Raw genomic sequence first — 17,911 nt, 5'->3', positions numbered from 1 at the left:
ATTTTTGCGTTGTCATCCTAGCTAGTCCTGCTGTATGGCTCTTATGTCATTCCTGCGAAAGCAGAAATCCAGAGAAAAGTGAAAATGTCATACCGTGGCTTGACTACGGGATCTTATATCATAGGCCGTGTTCTGAGATCCCGCAATCAAGTTGCGGGATGACATTAAAGGTTACTGGATTCCCGCTTTCGTGGGAATGACATAAAAATACCATACAACAAAGTCTACTCTTTTACACAAGCCCTAATTTTTTAGGTTTAAAATATTGTACCCAAATATCTATTAACAATTTAGTAATGATAATCGCCGAAAACATTGAAGATATAATCCCGATCGTTAATGCAACGGCAAAACCTTTTATTGCACCTACTCCAAATATATAAAGTAAAAAAGCAACGATTAAAGTAGTTAGGTTAGCATCAAGGATAGTGGCAAACGCAGATTCAAAACCGGTTCTAATAGCATAAAGATTAGACACTCCTTTATGCAGTTCCTCTTTAATTCTTTCGTAAATCAATACATTAGCATCAACAGCCATACCCATAGTGAGTATTATTCCTGCAATTCCCGGCAGAGTTAAAGTAGCTTGGAAAAGTGAAAGTAAAGCTAAAATATATAACAATGCAAGGCTTAAGGCTATATTGGCAAATAAACCAAGCACACCGTAAGACCAAACCATAAATATACACACTGCTATAAATCCTATAAGTCCTGCCTTTTTGCCCGACTCTATAGAATCAGCACCCAAATTTGGACCTATACTTCTCTCTTCAATAATTTTAAGTGGGGCAGGAAGCGAACCGGCTCGCAATAATAGTGCAAGCTCATTTGCCGACTCAACGGTAAAATTTCCTGTTATTATACCGCTTCCGCCCATAATCGCTCCGTTTATCGTTGGAGCACTTAGTAATTTATTGTCTAAAACTATAGCAAGGCGTTTACCGGTATTATTTTTAGTTATTTCACCAAATATTTTACTACCTAAATTGTTGAAAGAAAAAGCAACTACCGCTTGCGAATTTTGGTCAAAAGAAGCTGAAGCGGTTGTAAGCTGATCCCCACCCAAAACAACTTTTTTCTTTATAACGACATAATACTCCCCATGACTTTCGTTATCTCCCTTAACTAGCATTGAACCTACTGGAACATGTCCTTTTACCGCTTCTTCGATATTGGCATTTTCATCAACTAAATGAAAAGTTAGCTTTGCAGTTTTCCCTAATATATTCTTCAGGTAAGAGGGATTTTCTTCACCGGGAACTTGCAGTAATATATGCTTATCGCCTTGTTTCTGTAGGGTCGGCTCTTTAGTGCCGGTACTATCAACTCTCATGCGAACGATCTCAATAGATTGGTCTACTACCTTATTAAGTAAGTCATTTAATCTAGATTCGCTGTAGCTAAGCTTTATTTTATTTTCATTTACTTCAGCGATAATTTCTGGATCGATTTTATTAATTATTTTCTTTAACGGCTTTAATTTCTCAGGCGATCTTACTTCTAATTGAATGCTATTTTGTCTAACTAACAGATTTTTATAGCCGATTTTATCCTCACGAAAATTTTTGCGTAAAGTGTCGGCAAGATTTTCCATTGAATCATTTAAGTAGGTGTCAAAATCAACATCGAGTAATAAATGGGCTCCTCCTCTAAGATCAAGTCCTAGATTTACTGAATCATGAGGTAGAAACTTAGAGTTTACCTGCATGAAATTAGGTAAGGCACAAATAACCGCAAAAACCGTACATATAATTGAAAGAAAAATTTTCCACTTAGGAAGCTTTTGCACCGCTTACCTTCTTATTTTTTTTGTTTTCTTTTTTTACTGCTACTTCTTTTGTACGACTAGTTATATCGATAATAGCACTTTTTAAAACTTTAATACGTACATCTTTAGCTATTTCGATTTCAATATTATTGTCATTTTCACTTACTTTAGTCACAATACCATAAATGCCGCTATTTGTTAGAACTTCTTCGCCTTTTTTAACTTCACTTACTAATTTCTCTCTTTCTTTGCGTCGTGTTTCTTGTGGACGTAATAATAAGAAGTAAAATACAGCAAAAATTAAAACCATCGGTATTAAGCTTGTTAACCCCGATTGTAAAGAATTTGTTTCTGCAGGCACTACCTCAGTTTCCTGTATTTCTATAGTGTCGTTATTATTTGCCTGATTATCTTGCGTATTTGCTGACATATGTAATTTCCTAATTGTTGCAATAGTCTTCCTGTATAACCTCTTTCTAAAAGTAATTTGTATACCTTTGATACTTCAAGCTTTGGTACGTCAAATTTTAGGCTTCGCCTTTGCTCATGTAGTTTTCTACGCTCCGCAGGCTCACCACTTATTTGGCTTCCAACTTTTGAAGTATTTGCGGTATACATCAATCCGGTACTCGCATCTCACGTTCCTTTTTGTACGCTGCGGTGCTGCGTGCCGTGTTTCCTTAAAATTTCTCTTTATAAGATAGGTGATGCACTAAGTTTAATAAAATAAAAATAGCTACCTAATAGCTTTAATGCAAGGGTAAAATATATAAGTTATCACAAAACCGATAAATGGCTATTTTTATGACAGTTATAACTACTAGAATTTCTAATGAACTAGATATTATACGTAAAGCAATAGAAAGTTATATAGAAGAAAAAGCAGATTTATTAATTGCTTTGTCTTGTATAGAAAAAAGAGAAGAAGTAATTTCATTAGAAGATATTAAGAAAAAATATGGTTTGGAAGATTGAATTTATGATAAACTTACTGATGTCATTTGCAAAAGGGCGTTGTTGCTTAGCTCGAAAAACATGCTCTATGTCATTCCCGCGTAGGCGGGAATGACATAAAACGGACAAAATCACTGGAGCGGGTGAAGGGATTCGAACCCTCGACTTCAACCTTGGCAAGGTAGCGCTCTACCCCTGAGCTACACCCGCTTAAATAAAATAACGGCGTTTTAATGTAAAAAGTTTAAGGGGATCAAAATTAATTACATATAAAACGCCTTAGTGCTTTTTAATCTAAGCGAATCTAATCTGAATATAAGTAATTATAAGATAAATTGCAAGTATTAAATTAGAAATTTATTGGCATTGCTAAATAAAGATAGATTATTTAATAAATTAACGCCATTGCAAGGCAATTACAAAGTATATTGACTAAGCAATCTAGTTAAAAACTCTGTAAACTAGAATTTATTATTATTTTTTTAGATTGATACGCTCCTTTCAGTCGCTCAGCTCATTACTACACCTGTCTTGAGTTAGCAATGCTATAAAAAATCTAATTTTGTTAACTTGACTTTTATTTTTATATAAAACAGTATAGTTCTTTATTAATTTTAACTAATCTGTAAAAAAGTATGTGAAGTTACGCAAAAGAGCAAAAAAGTTTAGCCCGTAATCAAAAAGAAACAATAGGGCTACTATCGATAGGTACGTTTCTTGAATATTTTGATCTCACGCTCTATGTACACATGGCGGTAATATTTAACGAGCTATTTTTTCCTGAAGCCGATGCACGAGCAGCTTCTCTATATTCTGCCATTGCATATTGTGCAACATATGTATTTAGACCTATCGGTGCTTTAATATTCGGTTGGATAGGAGATACTATAGGTCGTAAGGCAACGGTCATTATTACAACTTTTTTAATGTCGCTTTGTTATCTTATAATGGCTAATTATAAAAACTTATGCCGAAATTGGTATTACGGCGACTTTTGTAGTAACTGCGTGTCGTATCGCTCAGGGGATGTCCTTTATAGGGGAGGTAGTAGGTGCCGAGCTTTATCTAACCGAAATGACAAAAATTTCTCAACGTTATTGGGTGGTGGCTTCGCTTGTTGTTTTTGTAATTTTAGGTGCAACCGTGTAGCATTGGCGGTAGGAACACTTGTTACTTCTTTTGGACTTGATTGACGTATTGCATTTTGGTTTGGAGCAGCTATTGCTATAGTTGGTGCTGTTGTAAGGACAAATCTTAGGGAGACTCCAGATTTCATTGATGCAAAAAGACGAATAAAGAAAACTGTAGCGCAAGCAGGGATAGATAGTAATCGGCTAAAATCAAGCCCTATTTGGAGTGAAAAAATTAATAAACCAACAGCAATAGCTTTCTTTTTGGTACATTGTGGAGCCCCGTTATGGTTTTATATTGTTTATATTTATTGCGGTAATATGCTAAAAACTCATTTAATTACAGTGCTACTCAAGTAATTCATCAAAATTTTATTGTTTGTGGTACAGAATTAATAAGTACAATAATTGTTACTTATTTGGTTTGTAAAATACATCCTTTAAAAGTCCTTAAAGTAAGATTAATAATATTTTCTATGGTAGCCCTTATGTCTCCTATCTTACTAAATAATATTTCAAATACTATAGAATTACTTTTATTCCAATTATTTATTGTAGTATTTGCCCCTACTATTTTTCCGGCAGGTGCAGTGTTTTACGCAAGATTTCCAGTATTAAAACGTTTTAACATGCGGCAGTTTTATATTTGCTTTATCACGAGCTTTAATGTTTGCAGTTTCTTCTTTTAGAACAATTTACTTGATAGATTATTTTAATCACTGGGGATTATTATTCTTGATTATTCCAATTCTAATTGGTTATACATTTGGAGTAATCATTTTATAAAGTTAGAGGAGGAAGCAGAGAGTTATTATTAGAAAAAGCTTTGTGTCTTTCAAGTTCAATATTAAAAACTTTTAGGCATAACTTAATTCTTGTTCTAGTTTATAATTTATATTAGCAGCGACCAAAAGAAAATTTATTAAAGTCGCTTCAATAATTTTTCTAGCTTTCTCAGGTGATTTAACTCCCAAAGTTTGCACATTATGAATTCGGTCAAATAATTTTATTAATGCCGTATTGTATCTTTTCTCTTTAATTAATAAGTTTAGGCTTTCTCCGCTACTTATCTTCCCGTAAGATTTAATTCTAGTTAGACCTTCTACGTGTTTTGCTACTTCCGGTCCAAAAATTTCGGTAATTGCTTCTTCAGTTAATTCAGTGTCTTCAATAGTATCATGAAGTAAAGCGGCTTGCAGCATAATAATGTTATAAAGCTTAGGTGCTTCTTCAGCTACAAATTCAGCAAGCATAATTTTTACCTCAATCGGGTGCGAATAATAAGGATCGCCTGATTGACGCATTTGAGAACCGTGTTACGTGCATAGTAGATACCTTTTGTGATTTCGAGTATATCTATAGGATTTGCTACTTTAGTATTTAAATATTCGAGTTTATCAAGTAATTTTTTACTATAAACACAAATTGCAAACTTTTCTTTCCAAGAGCTTATATCTTCTATAAAAGTTATTTCTTATTTCATTATAATTTGTGGGCTATTAATTAAAAAATTAGGCATTGCCTAGAAAAAGTTGATAATTTGAAAAGTTTACGTCATTGCCACGCTCTTTGCAGTCGCTTAGCTCATGACGATATCAACCGTTTCGAGGAAATGCCAAAAATTGCAGTAATAAATAGCTGCAGATTAGGTTCTGTGAAGGAAAATTAAATTAATCTATTTTTGCTATTTTTTGCTGTAAATCATAAGATTTTTTTGAAATAGGAATAACTATTACTGCAAAAATCTTATTAATGTTCGCTAAAAAATATCTGAAAATATAAATAATTTAATTTTCCTGCACAGAACCTAAAGATTATTGTTATATTATTTTAAATATTAATCCTAAAGTCAAAATATAACTATGTCAAACCGTAATAGTTTAGAAGTACAAGAGTACGCACAAGCTAGCTCCTTAAATAATACTAATCTAACTGCATCACAGGGTGAGTTAATACTAACTGTTGCAAATTTATTGTTCAAAGAGTCAAATATTAATAATCATCAGAATATACAAAGAGATAATAATATATCTTATGAGAATAATATTACCGACTTTGAAAATCAGGATACAAGTTGTGGTATATGTCAATGTCTTGGAGCGATAGCTACTGTTTGCTGCAATGTGTATGTATTTTTATTTGAATAAACACCAAATTTTACACTAAAAAAATATGAGCAAGGCTTAAGAAAGTTAGGAAACCTAGAGCATCGGTTATGGTTGTTAGAAATACACCGGAGCCTGTAGCGGGGTCTATATCAAAATAATGCAGTATTATAGGAATAGCAGAGCCGAATAATCCAGCTACTAAAAAATTTAAAATAACTGCAATAGCAAAAATAACGCTAAGATTTAAGTCAAGCAACATCACAAAGCTAAGTCCTGCTCCGATAATTGCAAGTACAAAACCGTTAAAAGCCGATACGGCTATTTCTTTTAATATAACTTTATTGACATTATTATAATGAATATCTTTATTAGCAAGGGCTCTAACCGTAACGGTCATGGCTTGTGTTCCGGCATTTCCGCCCATTGAAGCTACAATAGGCATAGTGGCTGCAAGCGTTACAAGTTTTGCAATAGTATCGTTAAAATGGTTAATGATAAGTGAGGTCATGCAGGCAGTGATGAGATTAACAAAGAGCCAAGGAAAACGATGTCTAACAGTATAAAATACATTGAAGAAAGTATCTTGAGTGTGTACCCCGCTTAATGATAATATATCTTTGCCGGCTTGTTCTTCGATAATATAAATTATATTATCGATTGATACGCTACCTACTAACTTACCGCTTTTATTTACTACCGGTACAATAGTTAAAGCATATTGTCTAAAAATGAAGCTTAGTTCATTTAAGTCGGTAAAAGCATCTGCAAGTTTAAAATCTTTGTTCATCAAATCTTTTATCAATTCATTTTGTTTGCCTTTAATTAGCGTGCTAAGAGAAATAATACCGATAGGGCGTAATTTATGATCCGTAACGATTGCCGCATAAAAGTCATTCTTTACGTTCTTGATAAAATTTAATGATTCCTCGACCGTCCATCCTTCTTGAAGATTAATAAAATCTCGTTCAATTACCCTACCTACCGTATTTTCGGGATATGTACAACCTACGGTAATTTGGTGTTTTTTTTCTTTAGTGAGATTACTTAGGATAAGGTCTTTTATATAATCGTCTAGATCGATTACTACTTCAATAGCATCTTCTATAACTAGCTTATTGATTAATTCTGCAGATTTTTTTATGCCTAAAGTTTCTATTATTAAAGGTTTACTATAAGCATTTAATGATACTAACGTTTCAGGCTTAATTTCATCCTGTAATAAAGGAATAATTATTTTATATGTTTTATTGTTAAGATTATCTAAGAAATCTGCTAAATCGGCATAATGAAGCTTGGCCAGCCTGCTTGCAGCAGCATCATAATTGTGATCTTCGATCAGATCGTTAATTTGATCAAAAATTTCAGCAAATTGATCGTGATGATCTGGTAAGATGCTTTTAAATATATTGAAATTAGGCATAGCCTATTGACCTAATAGTTTATTATAGACTTATTATAATTATTTAAAGCTGGGTAGCTAGGCTTGGCACAGAATTGTGTACAATTTGCTAATCAATATAAATCACAGAGTACAAATAAGCAATAGTTTTTATTTCAACTCCTTTTCATTTATCAGGAGTATACAATTAGCACAAACATTTGCTAACAAGACGAACTTAGGAGTAAATATAAAATCTGAAGTGTCGAAACAAACAAAAATTTGACTTTGTGAAAAACCGGCGAATGGTGCGGTCGAGAAGACTTGAACTTCCAATCTTTTTACAGAACAGCACCCTCAATGCTGTGCGTCTACCAATTTCGCCACGACCGCTTAAGTTTTACTCTATAGCAGATTATGAGTAAAATATCAATAGAATTCTTTTGATGTTATTTCCACCTTTCTATTTCATTCCCACTTCCACGGGAATGACATAAACTAGTCATGCGACAACACCTTTAGTCGTTCGCAATGACGGCAAAGCTATTCAAGATAAATCAACAACAAAACTAGGTGTAATCGATTGCTTAACAGCAGCTTTCATTAAACTATCTAGTTTTTCATCAATATTATCAAAATCAATATGATATTCTCTAGAATTTCCGGTTAACACTAGGGCAGAGTCTATACCAAGGCGATTTGCTGCAAGTATATCGGTGTAAACAGTGTCCCCAATCATTAACATGCGATTCTTAGGGGTATTATGACATTCTTTTAAAATTTTGCTATATATTTCTTCATATGGCTTACCACTATAAATTACTTTTCCGCCAAGCTGCTTTATTTTTTCGGCATAATAGCCGCTACAATATCTATAAACACCGTGCTGATTTATTCCAAGGTCAGGATTAGCACAAATATTGACCATTTTACGTTGTACAACAATTTTAAATAATTCATTGAATTCGTTTAAATCTAAATTTTCGTTTTCGTCTCTGTAAATAGTCATTAAGAAAATATTAGCTTTGTTAATATCATCAGTGATAGGACATTGAATTCTGTTTATTATATCATTTTCTAAATGTCCTAAATGATATATTGCTGGTTTTTCTATACCGAATCGCTCTTTACTTTCTAGTATCATTTCTACTGCTATTTCGCCTGAGCTAATGATCATTCCCGGTTCTGCATTTAATCCCCACGATTTAATTGTTTGATGCAGTGAAAAAATATTGCGTGGAGCATTAGTGACAAAATATACTTTTTTTCGTTCAATAATCTTATTGATATTTTGTACGACGCCCGGATAGGTACACCCCCCTTCAATTATTACCCCCCAAAGATCGAATAAAAACACGTCATAATCATTAATTACGTCGAAAATATGTTTTAACTTTAATATATTCATTGTTATCTCGCTAATTTGGTATTGACTAGAATCAATTGATATCGTCATTGCGAGCAGCCGTAGGCTGCGTGGCAATCCCGTCAAATATTCTGAGATTGTGGACGTACAATTACTTCGTAATTTTCTTGCAATGACGTAAACTTTTTAAATTATCAATCTTTATTTTGTTATCTCGCTAATTTTAAATCAAGAAACTTTACTATTTTAATAAGTTACGTTATAGTCATTTTTATTGTTTCTAGCAACAAGTAATAGAGCCAAATATATAATATGTCGGAAATTGAAGAAAAATTTAACGAATCATCATACGGTGCTGATTCCATAAAGGTTTTAAAAGGTCTTGAAGCCGTAAGAAAAAGACCGGGAATGTATATCGGGGATGTTGGAGACGGGTCGGGTCTACATCATATGATTTATGAAGTAGTCGACAACGCTATCGATGAGTCGCTTGCTGGTTATTGCGATCTAGTACGAGTAACATTAAATAAAAACGGTTCAGTAACCGTATCCGATAATGGGCGCGGTATACCCGTTGAAATTCATGAAGAAGAAGGAATATCGGCAGCTGAAGTTATTATGACGCAACTTCACGCCGGCGGTAAGTTTGACCAGAACGCTTATAAGGTTGCAGGCGGTCTACACGGTGTTGGTGTATCGGTTGTAAATGCTCTTTCTGAATGGCTTGAGCTGCGTATTTGGCGTAATAATAAGGAATATTTGATGAGATTTAATAATGGTATAACGGAAGCTCCGCTTGCGGTTGTCAAAGAAAATATTGATAAAAAAGGTACGGAAGTTACTTTTTTTCCGTCTGTAGAAACGTTTACTAATATAGAATTTGATTTTGGCACTATAGAGCATCGTCTTCGTGAGCTTGCTTTTTTAAATTCAGGCGTAAAGATTTTACTCGTCGATAATCGCTTTGAAGAAGTTAAAGAAGTAGAGTTTTATTATACGGGCGGTATAGAAGCTTATGTAAAATATATAGACAGAGCGAAGCACGCTATCCATCCATGTATAGTAGTTAATACGGAGAATGCTGAGTCTGGTATAAGCCTTGAGCTTGCGATGCATTGGAACGATTCTTATCATGAAAATATTTTATGCTTTACTAATAATATTAGGCAGCGTGATGGCGGAACTCATCTTAGTGCTTTCAAATCAGCGATAACACGTGTTATTACCTCGTATCTTGATACTACGGGTCTTAATAAAAAAGCTAAAAATTACTTTAGCGGTGAAGATACTAGGGAAGGGCTATGTTGTGTGCTTTCCGTTAAAGTGCCTGATCCTAAATTTTCTTCTCAAACAAAAGATAAGCTAGTAAGCTCCGAAGTACGACCGGTTGTTGAGAATGCCGTTTATACAAAGGTTCTTGAGTGGTTTGAAGAGCATCCAGCAGAAGCTAAGGCAATTATAGCTAAGATTATGGAAGCTGCGAATGCTCGTGAAGCTGCTAGAAAAGCAAGGGAACTCACTCGAAGAAAATCAGCTTTAGAAGTTTCGAATTTACCAGGTAAACTTGCAGATTGCCATGCAAAAGATCCTGCTATTTCAGAATTGTTTATTGTTGAGGGGGACTCTGCGGGCGGTACTGCAAAGCAGGGTAGGGATAGCAAAATTCAGGCTATATTGCCTTTGCGTGGTAAAATTTTGAACGTTGAACGTGCAAGATTTGATAAAATGCTCGGTTCGGACCAAATCGGTACGTTAATTACAGCGCTTGGAATTAGTGTTGAACGAGAATTTTCCTTAGAAAAGCTTAGATACCATAAAGTTATTATTATGACCGATGCTGATGTTGATGGTTCGCACATTAGAACTTTATTACTCACGTTTTTCTATCGTCATATGCCTGAGCTAATAAATAAAGGCTATCTATATATAGCTCAGCCGCCGCTTTATAAAGTAAAGAAAGGAGCAGCCGAGTTTTATTTAAAGAATGAGCAAGCGCTGCAAGATTATTTGATCAAATCAACTATTAATGATGCAACCTTAATTCTAGACGATAAAGAGCGGTTAGTGGGTGATAATTTAGAAGAGCTAATTAATAAAGTGGTTAAGTTTAACGGCTTGCTTGACCATGCTAGCAAAAAATTTAATCGCTCAATTACCGAAATTCTTGCTATTAATGACTTACTTAATAACAAAATATTTGAGCCTGAAAGTGATTTAAGACTTAAAAAAGCTTTAGATGTTTTAAATAGCTTAGAAGATTCGCCTGATAAGACTAATTGGGAAGTTTTAAAACATGAAAATAAAATAGAGTTCTTCCGCTTTAGTAGGGGTTTAAAAGAAAGTAAAATATTATTGAAAGAGCAGTTAGAATCATTTGAGTTTGTACAAATATCAAAGCTTGCTTTAACGATTTTTGATATATTTAGTAAGCAATTAAAGCTTATAGTGAAAAGTCAGGAGTTCGATATTTTAACACCGAGTCAGTTGTTAAATACCATTATAGAATGCGGAAAAAGAGGTATAAATATTCAGCGTTTTAAGGGGCTTGGTGAGATGAATTCCGACCAGCTATGGGAAACTACTCTTGACCCTACAAAAAGAACTTTGCTTCAGGTAAGAGTTGCAGAAATTGATGAAGCAGAAGGCATTTTCTCTACTTTAATGGGTGACGTTGTTGAACCTCGCAGGTTATTTATCCAAGCAAATGCGTTGAATGTCGTGAATTTGGATGTGTAGTATAATCGGTGTCATACCGTGGCTTGACCACGGTATGACAATTTAATCAGTTTCTCCTCGCAATGACGTTACAATTTTATCAAAATAATTTATGCACAAATTAATTATTCACGGTGGTACACCTCTGAAAGGTAGTATTAATATTAGCGGTGCTAAAAATGCCGTGCTACCTATTATGGCAGCGTCTATTCTTACCGATAAACTGCATATTACTAATGTTCCAAAGTTAACGGATGTTAGTACTATGAAAGATTTGCTCCGAAGTCACGGGGCAGATATTGAAATAATGGAACATCAAGATGAATTTGAGCTTATAATTGATACCAAAAATATAAATAACTTTACTGCAGATTATGAAATAGTCCGTAAAATGAGAGCATCGATTTGGGTGCTTGGTCCTTTGCTTACCAAATACGGTAAAGCAAAAGTATCGCTTCCGGGTGGTTGTGCTATTGGAGCAAGGCAAGTAGATTTGCATATTGCTGTATTAAAAGCTATGGGAGCTGAGATTGAAATAGAAGACGGTTATATTAACGCTTCAAGTAAAGGACGCTTAAAAGGTACTCATTTTGTTTTTGATAAAGTTTCCGTAGGTGCTACGATTAATGCAATACTTGCAGCTGTTTTAGCAGAGGGGGAAACTGTGCTTTTTAATTGTGGTCGAGAGCCGGAAATAGTTGATTTATGTAATTGTCTTATCACAATGGGAGCCGATATTGCAGGTATCGGCACTAGCGAAATAACAATTAAAGGCAAGGATTCTTTAAATAAAGCGAGCTATAAAGTACTTTCTGATCGTATTGAAGCCGGTACTTATATGTTTGCGGCAGCTATTACTAAAGGTGATGTAAAAATTTGTAGGATTGATTACCATATTGTAGAAAATATAGCTTTAAAACTTATCGAAACGGGTATAAAAGTCGTGCCGATCAATAACGGAGTTCAAGTAACTTATGAAGGGAAGTTAAATTCAGTTGATTTAGAAACTAATCCCTATCCTGGCTTTGCTACTGATTTGCAAGCACAATTTATGAGCCTTATGACGCTTAGTAGCGGTGTTTCAATGATCACCGAGAATATTTTTGAAAATCGTTTCATGCATGTCCCTGAGTTATGTAGAATGGGAGCAGATATAGTAGTACGAGGTAATAAGGCGGTTGTTCGAGGTGTAGAAATGTTAAAAGGCGCAGAAGTTATGGCAAGTGATCTTAGAGCTTCGGTATCGCTAATACTCGCCGGTCTTAGTACTAATAGCAAAACCGTATTACACCGAATATATCATTTAGATCGTGGCTTCCAAGATTTAGAAAAAAAATTAAGTAATTGTGGTGCAGATATAAAAAGGGTATAATATATTCGATCAACTTCAAAAATGGGCTAAGTCGTTCTACAAGAGCTGCGGTACGCACGTATTAAGTATACGCTGTGTTCCTCGCCTTGTGAACTCCTTGCTCTTTTTGAAGTTGATCTGCGTATAGTCGTTTCCTATTTATTTGTAGTATACTATTTTTAACGGAGAAAAATTATGGCAAGAATTACAGCAGAAGATTGTAATAAAATTATACCGGATAGGTTTCGGCTTGTTGTCCTAGCAACAAGATATGCTAAATTATTAAATTATAAAGTAGAAACTAATCAAATGAAAAAAGAAAAGCGTGATAAGCCTCCTGTTATCGCATTACGTAGAATTGCTGCCGGAAAAGTATCGGTAGCTCAGTTAGAACAAGATTTAATAAATAGTCTGCGTACAAGAACTATGATAGAGCCGCTTGTTAATCAAGATGAATCAGAAGCTGTAGAAGAAAAATTTGAGTATTTACCTGAAGTTTATATCGGGGAAGATTATTCTGATTTAGATGATCAAATCTTTATTGATGAGAATGGCGAAGATTATGAAACCGATAAGTAAATGCTTATCGGTGTTGGTACTGATATAGTACAAATTCCTAGAATCGAAAAAATATTACATTTATATCCAGAACTTTTTGCTAAAAAAATTCTAACTTCAAAGGAATTAAAACAGTTTGCTTTGTTGGGAAAAATAAACCATGCTGCTTTTTTAGCCAAGCGTTTTGCTGCTAAAGAGGCTGTTAGTAAAGCCTTTGGAGTCGGTATAGGTCAAGGTATAAATTTTAAAGATATTACTATACTAAATAATGATTTAGGTAAGCCTATAGTAGAAGTTAGCTCAAACTATACACACACACTCTCTCCTTTTAATATTCACCTTTCTCTTGCTGATGATTATCCTGTGTGTGTAGCATTTGCAGTGATTGAGAGTAGTTATAATGTTATTCTTGGGTAGAGGCGTGTTACTGTGTGAACCCTATTTCATTCCCGCGGAGGCATTGTTGCGTGGATACCCAAACCGTCATTGCGAGGCGCGAAGCGACGTGGCAATCTCATGCAGTAATAACAAACTCCTGAGATTGCTTCGTCAAAACTTACAGTTTTTCCTCGTAATGACGACTTGGTATACGGGGAATGCCCGCTCTCGCAATAACAAAATATAAATTACGATCCGGCTTTGCTGTCTGCTTTAGGTAACATGATTTTTAAATTAGCTTTAGCTTCTAAATCAGCAATATATTTCTTTAGTACTTCTGCAGCTAATATATTATCAATAGTTACTTTTGCTTCTTCTTTTGTTGGAATAGGCACAGGTTTTTTCTCAAGCACTTTGATAATATGCCAACCGAAATCGGTTTTTACAGGAGTTGAAACTTCATTTACTTTTAAAGCAAAAGCTTTCTTTTCAAATTCCGGTACTAACTGCCCAGGTTGATTTAGTAGAATGTAACCGATAACGCCGCCGTTTGAAGCTGAAGCTTTATCAAGAGATAACTCTTCTGCAAGCTTAGTAAAGTTTCCGCCTTTGCTTAATTTGGTTTTGATATCATTAGCTTCTTTTTGAGATTTAACTAAAATATGAGCAACTTTTATTTGTTCTTTACCTTTAAGATTACCGACATATTTATTATATTCGTCATCAAACATCTTATCTGTAATGTTAGATTTTATGTAGTTTGCTAGTAATTCTTGTTGAGCTAATTGATTTTTTGCATTTTCAAGTTTTTCTTGGAATTCTTTAGAAGAAGTAATATTTGACTTAGCAACTTCTTCTTTTAACAAAAGATTATTAACATAAATTTTTATTAATTTTTCCTGATCTTGTGGTGGAAAATCATCAAAATTTTTGATTGTTTCACCTGATTGAAGATTAAGCTGAGGCTTAAATTCTTTCATAATTTGCGATTCTTTTACTTCACCGCCTTTATAGGTAGCAACTACCTTGTCTTTATCAGCAAAAGCAATACCGGAAAGCATGCTAACTGATAAAAATATAACAGATAATTTTTTCATTTATGACTCATAATTGTGTTAAATATAAGCTTAAATTTTATAAAAATAATATATAATCGTCAACAGCTATTTGAGAATATTTTATTTATTAATAATAATTTACAAATATTTGTAGTAAAAAATTATTCATTTAAATAAAATTATAACATTTGATAATTTTATAAAATATACCTATATTTAAGTACTAAAATACTAAAAATATCATAAGGACTTTAATGCTTTCTATTTTAAAAAAACTTTTCGGTACTGCAAATGATCGTACTGTAAAAAAACTATTTTCTGAAATTACAAAAATTAACTCGCTTGAACCTGCTATACAAAAATTATCAGATGAGGAGTTGAAGAATAAAACTGTGGAGTTTAAAGAAAAGCTTAAAAACGGAGCTACTTTAGACGATATAGTATATGAGGCGTTTGCGGTAGTTAGGGAAGCAGCTAAAAGAGTTTGCGGTATGCGTCATTTTGACGTTCAGCTTATAGGTGGCCTGATATTACATCGAGGCATGATTACCGAAATGCGTACCGGTGAGGGTAAGACCTTAGTTGCAACGCTTCCTGCTTACTTAAATGCTTTAACTGGAAAAGGTGTACATGTTGTAACCGTAAATGATTATCTAGCACGCCGTGATTCTGCTTCCATGGGTAAAATTTACAATTTTTTAGGTTTATCGGTTGGATGTATTGTTGGCGGTATGCCTGATGAGGTAAAACGAGCCGCCTATAACGCCGATATTACTCATGCAACAAATAATGAACTCGGTTTCGATTATTTAAGGGATAATATGAAGTATAGCTTGCAGGAGCGGGTACTTCGTCCTTTTAATTTTGCTATCATCGATGAGGTTGATTCGATTTTGATAGATGAAGCAAGAACTCCGCTCGTTATCTCGGGTCCGGTTAATGATAATGCAGAATTATACGGTAAAATTGATAAAATAGTACGTCTGCTTAATGCAAGTGATTTTGAAAAAGACGAAAAATTAAAAACTATCAATTTAACGGAAACCGGCATTACACATATAGAATCGCTTTTAAGTAAAGAAAGTATTATAAAACCAGATACCAGTTTATATGATTTTGAGAATTTAACTTTAGTACATTATGTTAACCAAGCCTTAAGAGCTCATAATATGTTTACTGTTAATGTAGATTATTTGGTGCGTGAAGGTAAAGTAATGATTATTGATGAGTTTACCGGTCGTGTAATGGAAGGGCGTAGATATTCGGAAGGGTTACATCAAGCATTAGAAGCAAAAGAAAATGTGAAAATTCAAAATGAGAACCAAACTTTAGCATCTATTACTTTCCAAAATTATTTTCGTAATTATCCTAAATTATCGGGTATGACCGGTACGGCTATGACCGAAGCACCGGAACTAAAAGATATATATAATCTCGATGTGGTTGCAGTCCCAACCCATAATAAAGTTACAAGGCTTGACCTTGATGACGAAATTTACGGTAGTAAAAAAGAAAAATATGATGCTATCTTAAAGCTAATTAGGGATTGTTACGATCGTGGACAGCCTATACTTGTCGGTACGATAAGCATAGAAAAGTCAGAAGAACTTTCAAGCGTTTTAAATAAAGAAAAAATCCCTCATAAAGTATTAAACGCCAAATTTCATGAGCAGGAAGCTTTTATTATTGCTCAAGCAGGTAGGTTTAAGGCAGTAACGATTGCAACTAATATGGCAGGGCGGGGTACTGATATTATGCTTGGCGGTAATCCTGAAATGTTAATAGAACAGCTGGATAAAGAACATAATTATGAAGCTAAAATAGCTGAAATAAAAGCTCAAATTGCCGAAGAAAAGAAGCAGGTTATTGAAGCAGGCGGCTTATTTGTGATAGGTACGGAAAGGCATGAAAGCCGTAGGATAGATAATCAACTAAGAGGAAGATCAGGTAGACAAGGTGATCCTGGTAAAACTAAGTTTTTCCTATCGCTTGATGACGATTTAATGCGTATTTTTGCATCAGATCGTATATCAGGAGTCCTTAGAACACTTGGATTGAAAGACGGAGAGGCTATCCACCATCCAATGATTAGTCGTTCACTTGAGAAAGCGCAGCAAAAAGTGGAAGGACATAACTACGAAATGCGTAAAAATTTATTACGTTTTGATGATGTAATGAATGACCAACGTAAGATAATATACGAGCAACGTACTGAAATTATTAAATCTAAAGATAGTCACGGTTTCTTAAATAGTACTACTGAGGAACTCGCCAAAAAGATAGTATTAACTTTCATGCCGGTAGGCTCTTATAGAGAAGATTGGGATATAGAGAATTTAAGCGTAGAATTACATCGTGTTTTTTCTATAAAATTTGATCATAATGTAGTAAGTAAAAATGATGTAACGGAAGAAGAAATCACGAAGACCGTTATACAAATGGCTCATGATATATATAAGTCAAAAGAAGAAGCCTATAGTAGCGAGTTAATGCATAATGCCGTGAAATATATTTTATTAACTACCCTTGATCAAGTTTGGAAAGATCATTTATATAGCTTAGATCATTTAAGACAAGGCATATCTCTTCGAGCTTATGGCCAAAAAGACCCTCTTAGTGAGTATAAAAGAGAAGCATTTAACTTATTCGAGCAGATGCTTAATAATTTAAAAGAATTATTTATTCAAACCGTATACCATTTCCATATTGACTTAAAAAATGTTCAAAAAGAAGATGTTTCGCTTGAGTATAAAAAACTTCAGAAAAATATGCGTGAGAGTCGGGAAGATCCGGCATTTAGTAAATATAACGCAGGAAGTAGCCTTGAGACTGACCTTAAACCAGTCGTATCACGCATTGATCCAAAAGATAGAAACCCTGACGATCCTACTAGTTGGGGTAGGGTATCTCGTAATGAGCTATGTCCGTGCGGTTCAGGCAAGAAATATAAATATTGTCATGGTGCAAATGAATAGATGAAAACCTATAATACCCTACGATTTTTACTCTATGTCATTCCCGCGAAGGCGGGAATTCAGCAAAACTCGAAAAAATCAAAAGGTTATAGCTATTTCTTAAAATTTCTTTACATTTTTAGAAAAAGTAAAAATTCTTCGAGATTTTTATACTTTCTGGATTCCCGCCTTC

At 34.1% G+C, this 17,911-nt stretch carries 15 protein-coding genes, 2 tRNA genes and 2 pseudogenes; 10 read left to right on the top strand and 9 right to left on the bottom strand.

Annotated features, from left to right (window positions below; all coding sequences use genetic code 11):
* Positions 1–232: 232 nt before the first annotated feature.
* The 3 genes from secD to RSL_RS08020 are packed head-to-tail and all read right to left on the bottom strand — an operon-like array spanning position 233 to position 2,389.
* Positions 233–1,789, bottom strand: coding sequence for a protein translocase subunit SecD (gene secD / locus RSL_RS04600; protein WP_014419879.1), 1,557 nt, complete (start codon positions 1,787–1,789; stop codon positions 233–235).
* Positions 1,773–2,198, bottom strand: a complete 426-nt coding sequence (gene yajC, locus RSL_RS04595) for a preprotein translocase subunit YajC (RefSeq protein WP_004998024.1) — start codon at positions 2,196–2,198, stop codon at positions 1,773–1,775. The genes secD and yajC overlap by 17 nt, the downstream gene beginning before the upstream one ends.
* On the bottom strand, positions 2,150–2,389 hold the full coding sequence (locus RSL_RS08020; protein WP_010977496.1) for a palindromic element RPE5 domain-containing protein: 240 nt from the start codon (positions 2,387–2,389) through the stop codon (positions 2,150–2,152). The genes yajC and RSL_RS08020 overlap by 49 nt, the downstream gene beginning before the upstream one ends.
* Before the next feature lie 171 nt (positions 2,390–2,560).
* Here RSL_RS08020 and RSL_RS04590 point away from each other — a divergent pair, with 171 nt between their 5' ends.
* Positions 2,561–2,743: a YlcI/YnfO family protein gene (locus RSL_RS04590; protein ID WP_004998028.1), complete on the top strand. Its 183-nt coding sequence runs from the start codon at positions 2,561–2,563 to the stop codon at positions 2,741–2,743.
* A gap of 114 nt (positions 2,744–2,857) precedes the next feature.
* Here RSL_RS04590 and RSL_RS04585 read toward each other — a convergent pair.
* Positions 2,858–2,932, bottom strand: a tRNA-Gly gene (locus RSL_RS04585).
* A 539-nt stretch (positions 2,933–3,471) separates the two neighbouring features.
* Between RSL_RS04585 and RSL_RS10075 the strand changes: the two are divergent.
* The 3 genes and pseudogenes from RSL_RS10075 to RSL_RS10685 all read left to right on the top strand — a co-directional run.
* Positions 3,472–3,627: pseudogene (locus tag RSL_RS10075) on the top strand (MFS transporter); the annotation flags it as partial.
* A 121-nt stretch (positions 3,628–3,748) separates the two neighbouring features.
* A complete protein-coding gene (locus tag RSL_RS10070; protein ID WP_081463621.1) occupies positions 3,749–3,871 on the top strand; it encodes a proline/betaine transporter in 123 nt (40 codons plus the stop codon).
* Positions 3,872–4,328: 457 nt separating this feature from the next.
* A pseudogene (locus RSL_RS10685) lies at positions 4,329–4,670 on the top strand (proline/betaine transporter).
* A gap of 39 nt (positions 4,671–4,709) precedes the next feature.
* Here RSL_RS10685 and RSL_RS04565 read toward each other — a convergent pair.
* Positions 4,710–5,156, bottom strand: a complete 447-nt coding sequence (locus tag RSL_RS04565; protein ID WP_014273636.1) for an HD domain-containing protein — start codon at positions 5,154–5,156, stop codon at positions 4,710–4,712.
* 558 nt (positions 5,157–5,714) lie between these two features.
* Here RSL_RS04565 and RSL_RS04560 point away from each other — a divergent pair.
* Complete coding sequence (locus tag RSL_RS04560; protein ID WP_014273635.1) at positions 5,715–5,999, top strand: hypothetical protein; 285 nt, start codon at positions 5,715–5,717, stop codon at positions 5,997–5,999.
* Positions 6,000–6,009: 10 nt separating this feature from the next.
* On the opposite strand, the gene mgtE is transcribed toward RSL_RS04560, so the two are convergent.
* The 3 genes from mgtE to RSL_RS04545 form a co-directional block, all read right to left on the bottom strand.
* Positions 6,010–7,380, bottom strand: a complete 1,371-nt coding sequence (mgtE, locus tag RSL_RS04555; protein WP_014273634.1) for a magnesium transporter — start codon at positions 7,378–7,380, stop codon at positions 6,010–6,012.
* Positions 7,381–7,644: 264 nt separating this feature from the next.
* Positions 7,645–7,731, bottom strand: a tRNA-Leu gene (locus tag RSL_RS04550).
* A gap of 154 nt (positions 7,732–7,885) precedes the next feature.
* Positions 7,886–8,746 carry a TIGR01459 family HAD-type hydrolase gene (locus tag RSL_RS04545; RefSeq protein WP_014419878.1) on the bottom strand — a complete coding sequence of 287 codons (861 nt, stop codon included), beginning with the start codon at positions 8,744–8,746 and terminating at the stop codon, positions 7,886–7,888.
* 270 nt (positions 8,747–9,016) lie between these two features.
* Here RSL_RS04545 and gyrB point away from each other — a divergent pair, with 270 nt between their 5' ends.
* From gyrB to acpS, 4 genes are all read left to right on the top strand, one after another.
* Positions 9,017–11,440, top strand: a complete 2,424-nt coding sequence (gene gyrB, locus RSL_RS04540; protein WP_014273632.1) for a DNA topoisomerase (ATP-hydrolyzing) subunit B — start codon at positions 9,017–9,019, stop codon at positions 11,438–11,440.
* Positions 11,441–11,531: 91 nt separating this feature from the next.
* Positions 11,532–12,791 (top strand): UDP-N-acetylglucosamine 1-carboxyvinyltransferase, encoded by a 1,260-nt coding sequence (gene murA, locus RSL_RS04535; RefSeq protein ID WP_014273631.1) that lies wholly within the window; start codon positions 11,532–11,534, stop codon positions 12,789–12,791.
* 174 nt (positions 12,792–12,965) lie between these two features.
* The gene (gene rpoZ, locus RSL_RS04530) at positions 12,966–13,349 is read left to right on the top strand and encodes a DNA-directed RNA polymerase subunit omega (RefSeq protein ID WP_014273630.1); all 384 of its coding nucleotides are present in this window, start codon (positions 12,966–12,968) and stop codon (positions 13,347–13,349) included.
* The gene (gene acpS, locus RSL_RS04525; RefSeq protein WP_014273629.1) at positions 13,350–13,745 is read left to right on the top strand and encodes a holo-ACP synthase; all 396 of its coding nucleotides are present in this window, start codon (positions 13,350–13,352) and stop codon (positions 13,743–13,745) included.
* Between the two features lie 209 nt (positions 13,746–13,954).
* Here the strand turns inward: acpS and RSL_RS04520 are convergent, their stop codons facing one another.
* Positions 13,955–14,803, bottom strand: coding sequence for a foldase protein PrsA (locus tag RSL_RS04520; protein WP_010977485.1), 849 nt, complete (start codon positions 14,801–14,803; stop codon positions 13,955–13,957).
* 215 nt (positions 14,804–15,018) lie between these two features.
* Between RSL_RS04520 and secA the strand changes: the two genes are divergently transcribed.
* On the top strand, positions 15,019–17,739 hold the full coding sequence (gene secA / locus RSL_RS04515) for a preprotein translocase subunit SecA (RefSeq protein ID WP_014273627.1): 2,721 nt from the start codon (positions 15,019–15,021) through the stop codon (positions 17,737–17,739).
* Positions 17,740–17,911: the final 172 nt, after the last annotated feature.

Source organism: Rickettsia slovaca 13-B (assembly GCF_000237845.1).
Taxonomy (GTDB): Bacteria; Pseudomonadota; Alphaproteobacteria; order Rickettsiales; family Rickettsiaceae; genus Rickettsia; species Rickettsia rickettsii.
Note: the sequence above shows the minus strand (reverse complement) of the source record. Positions and strands in the feature narration are given on the sequence as shown.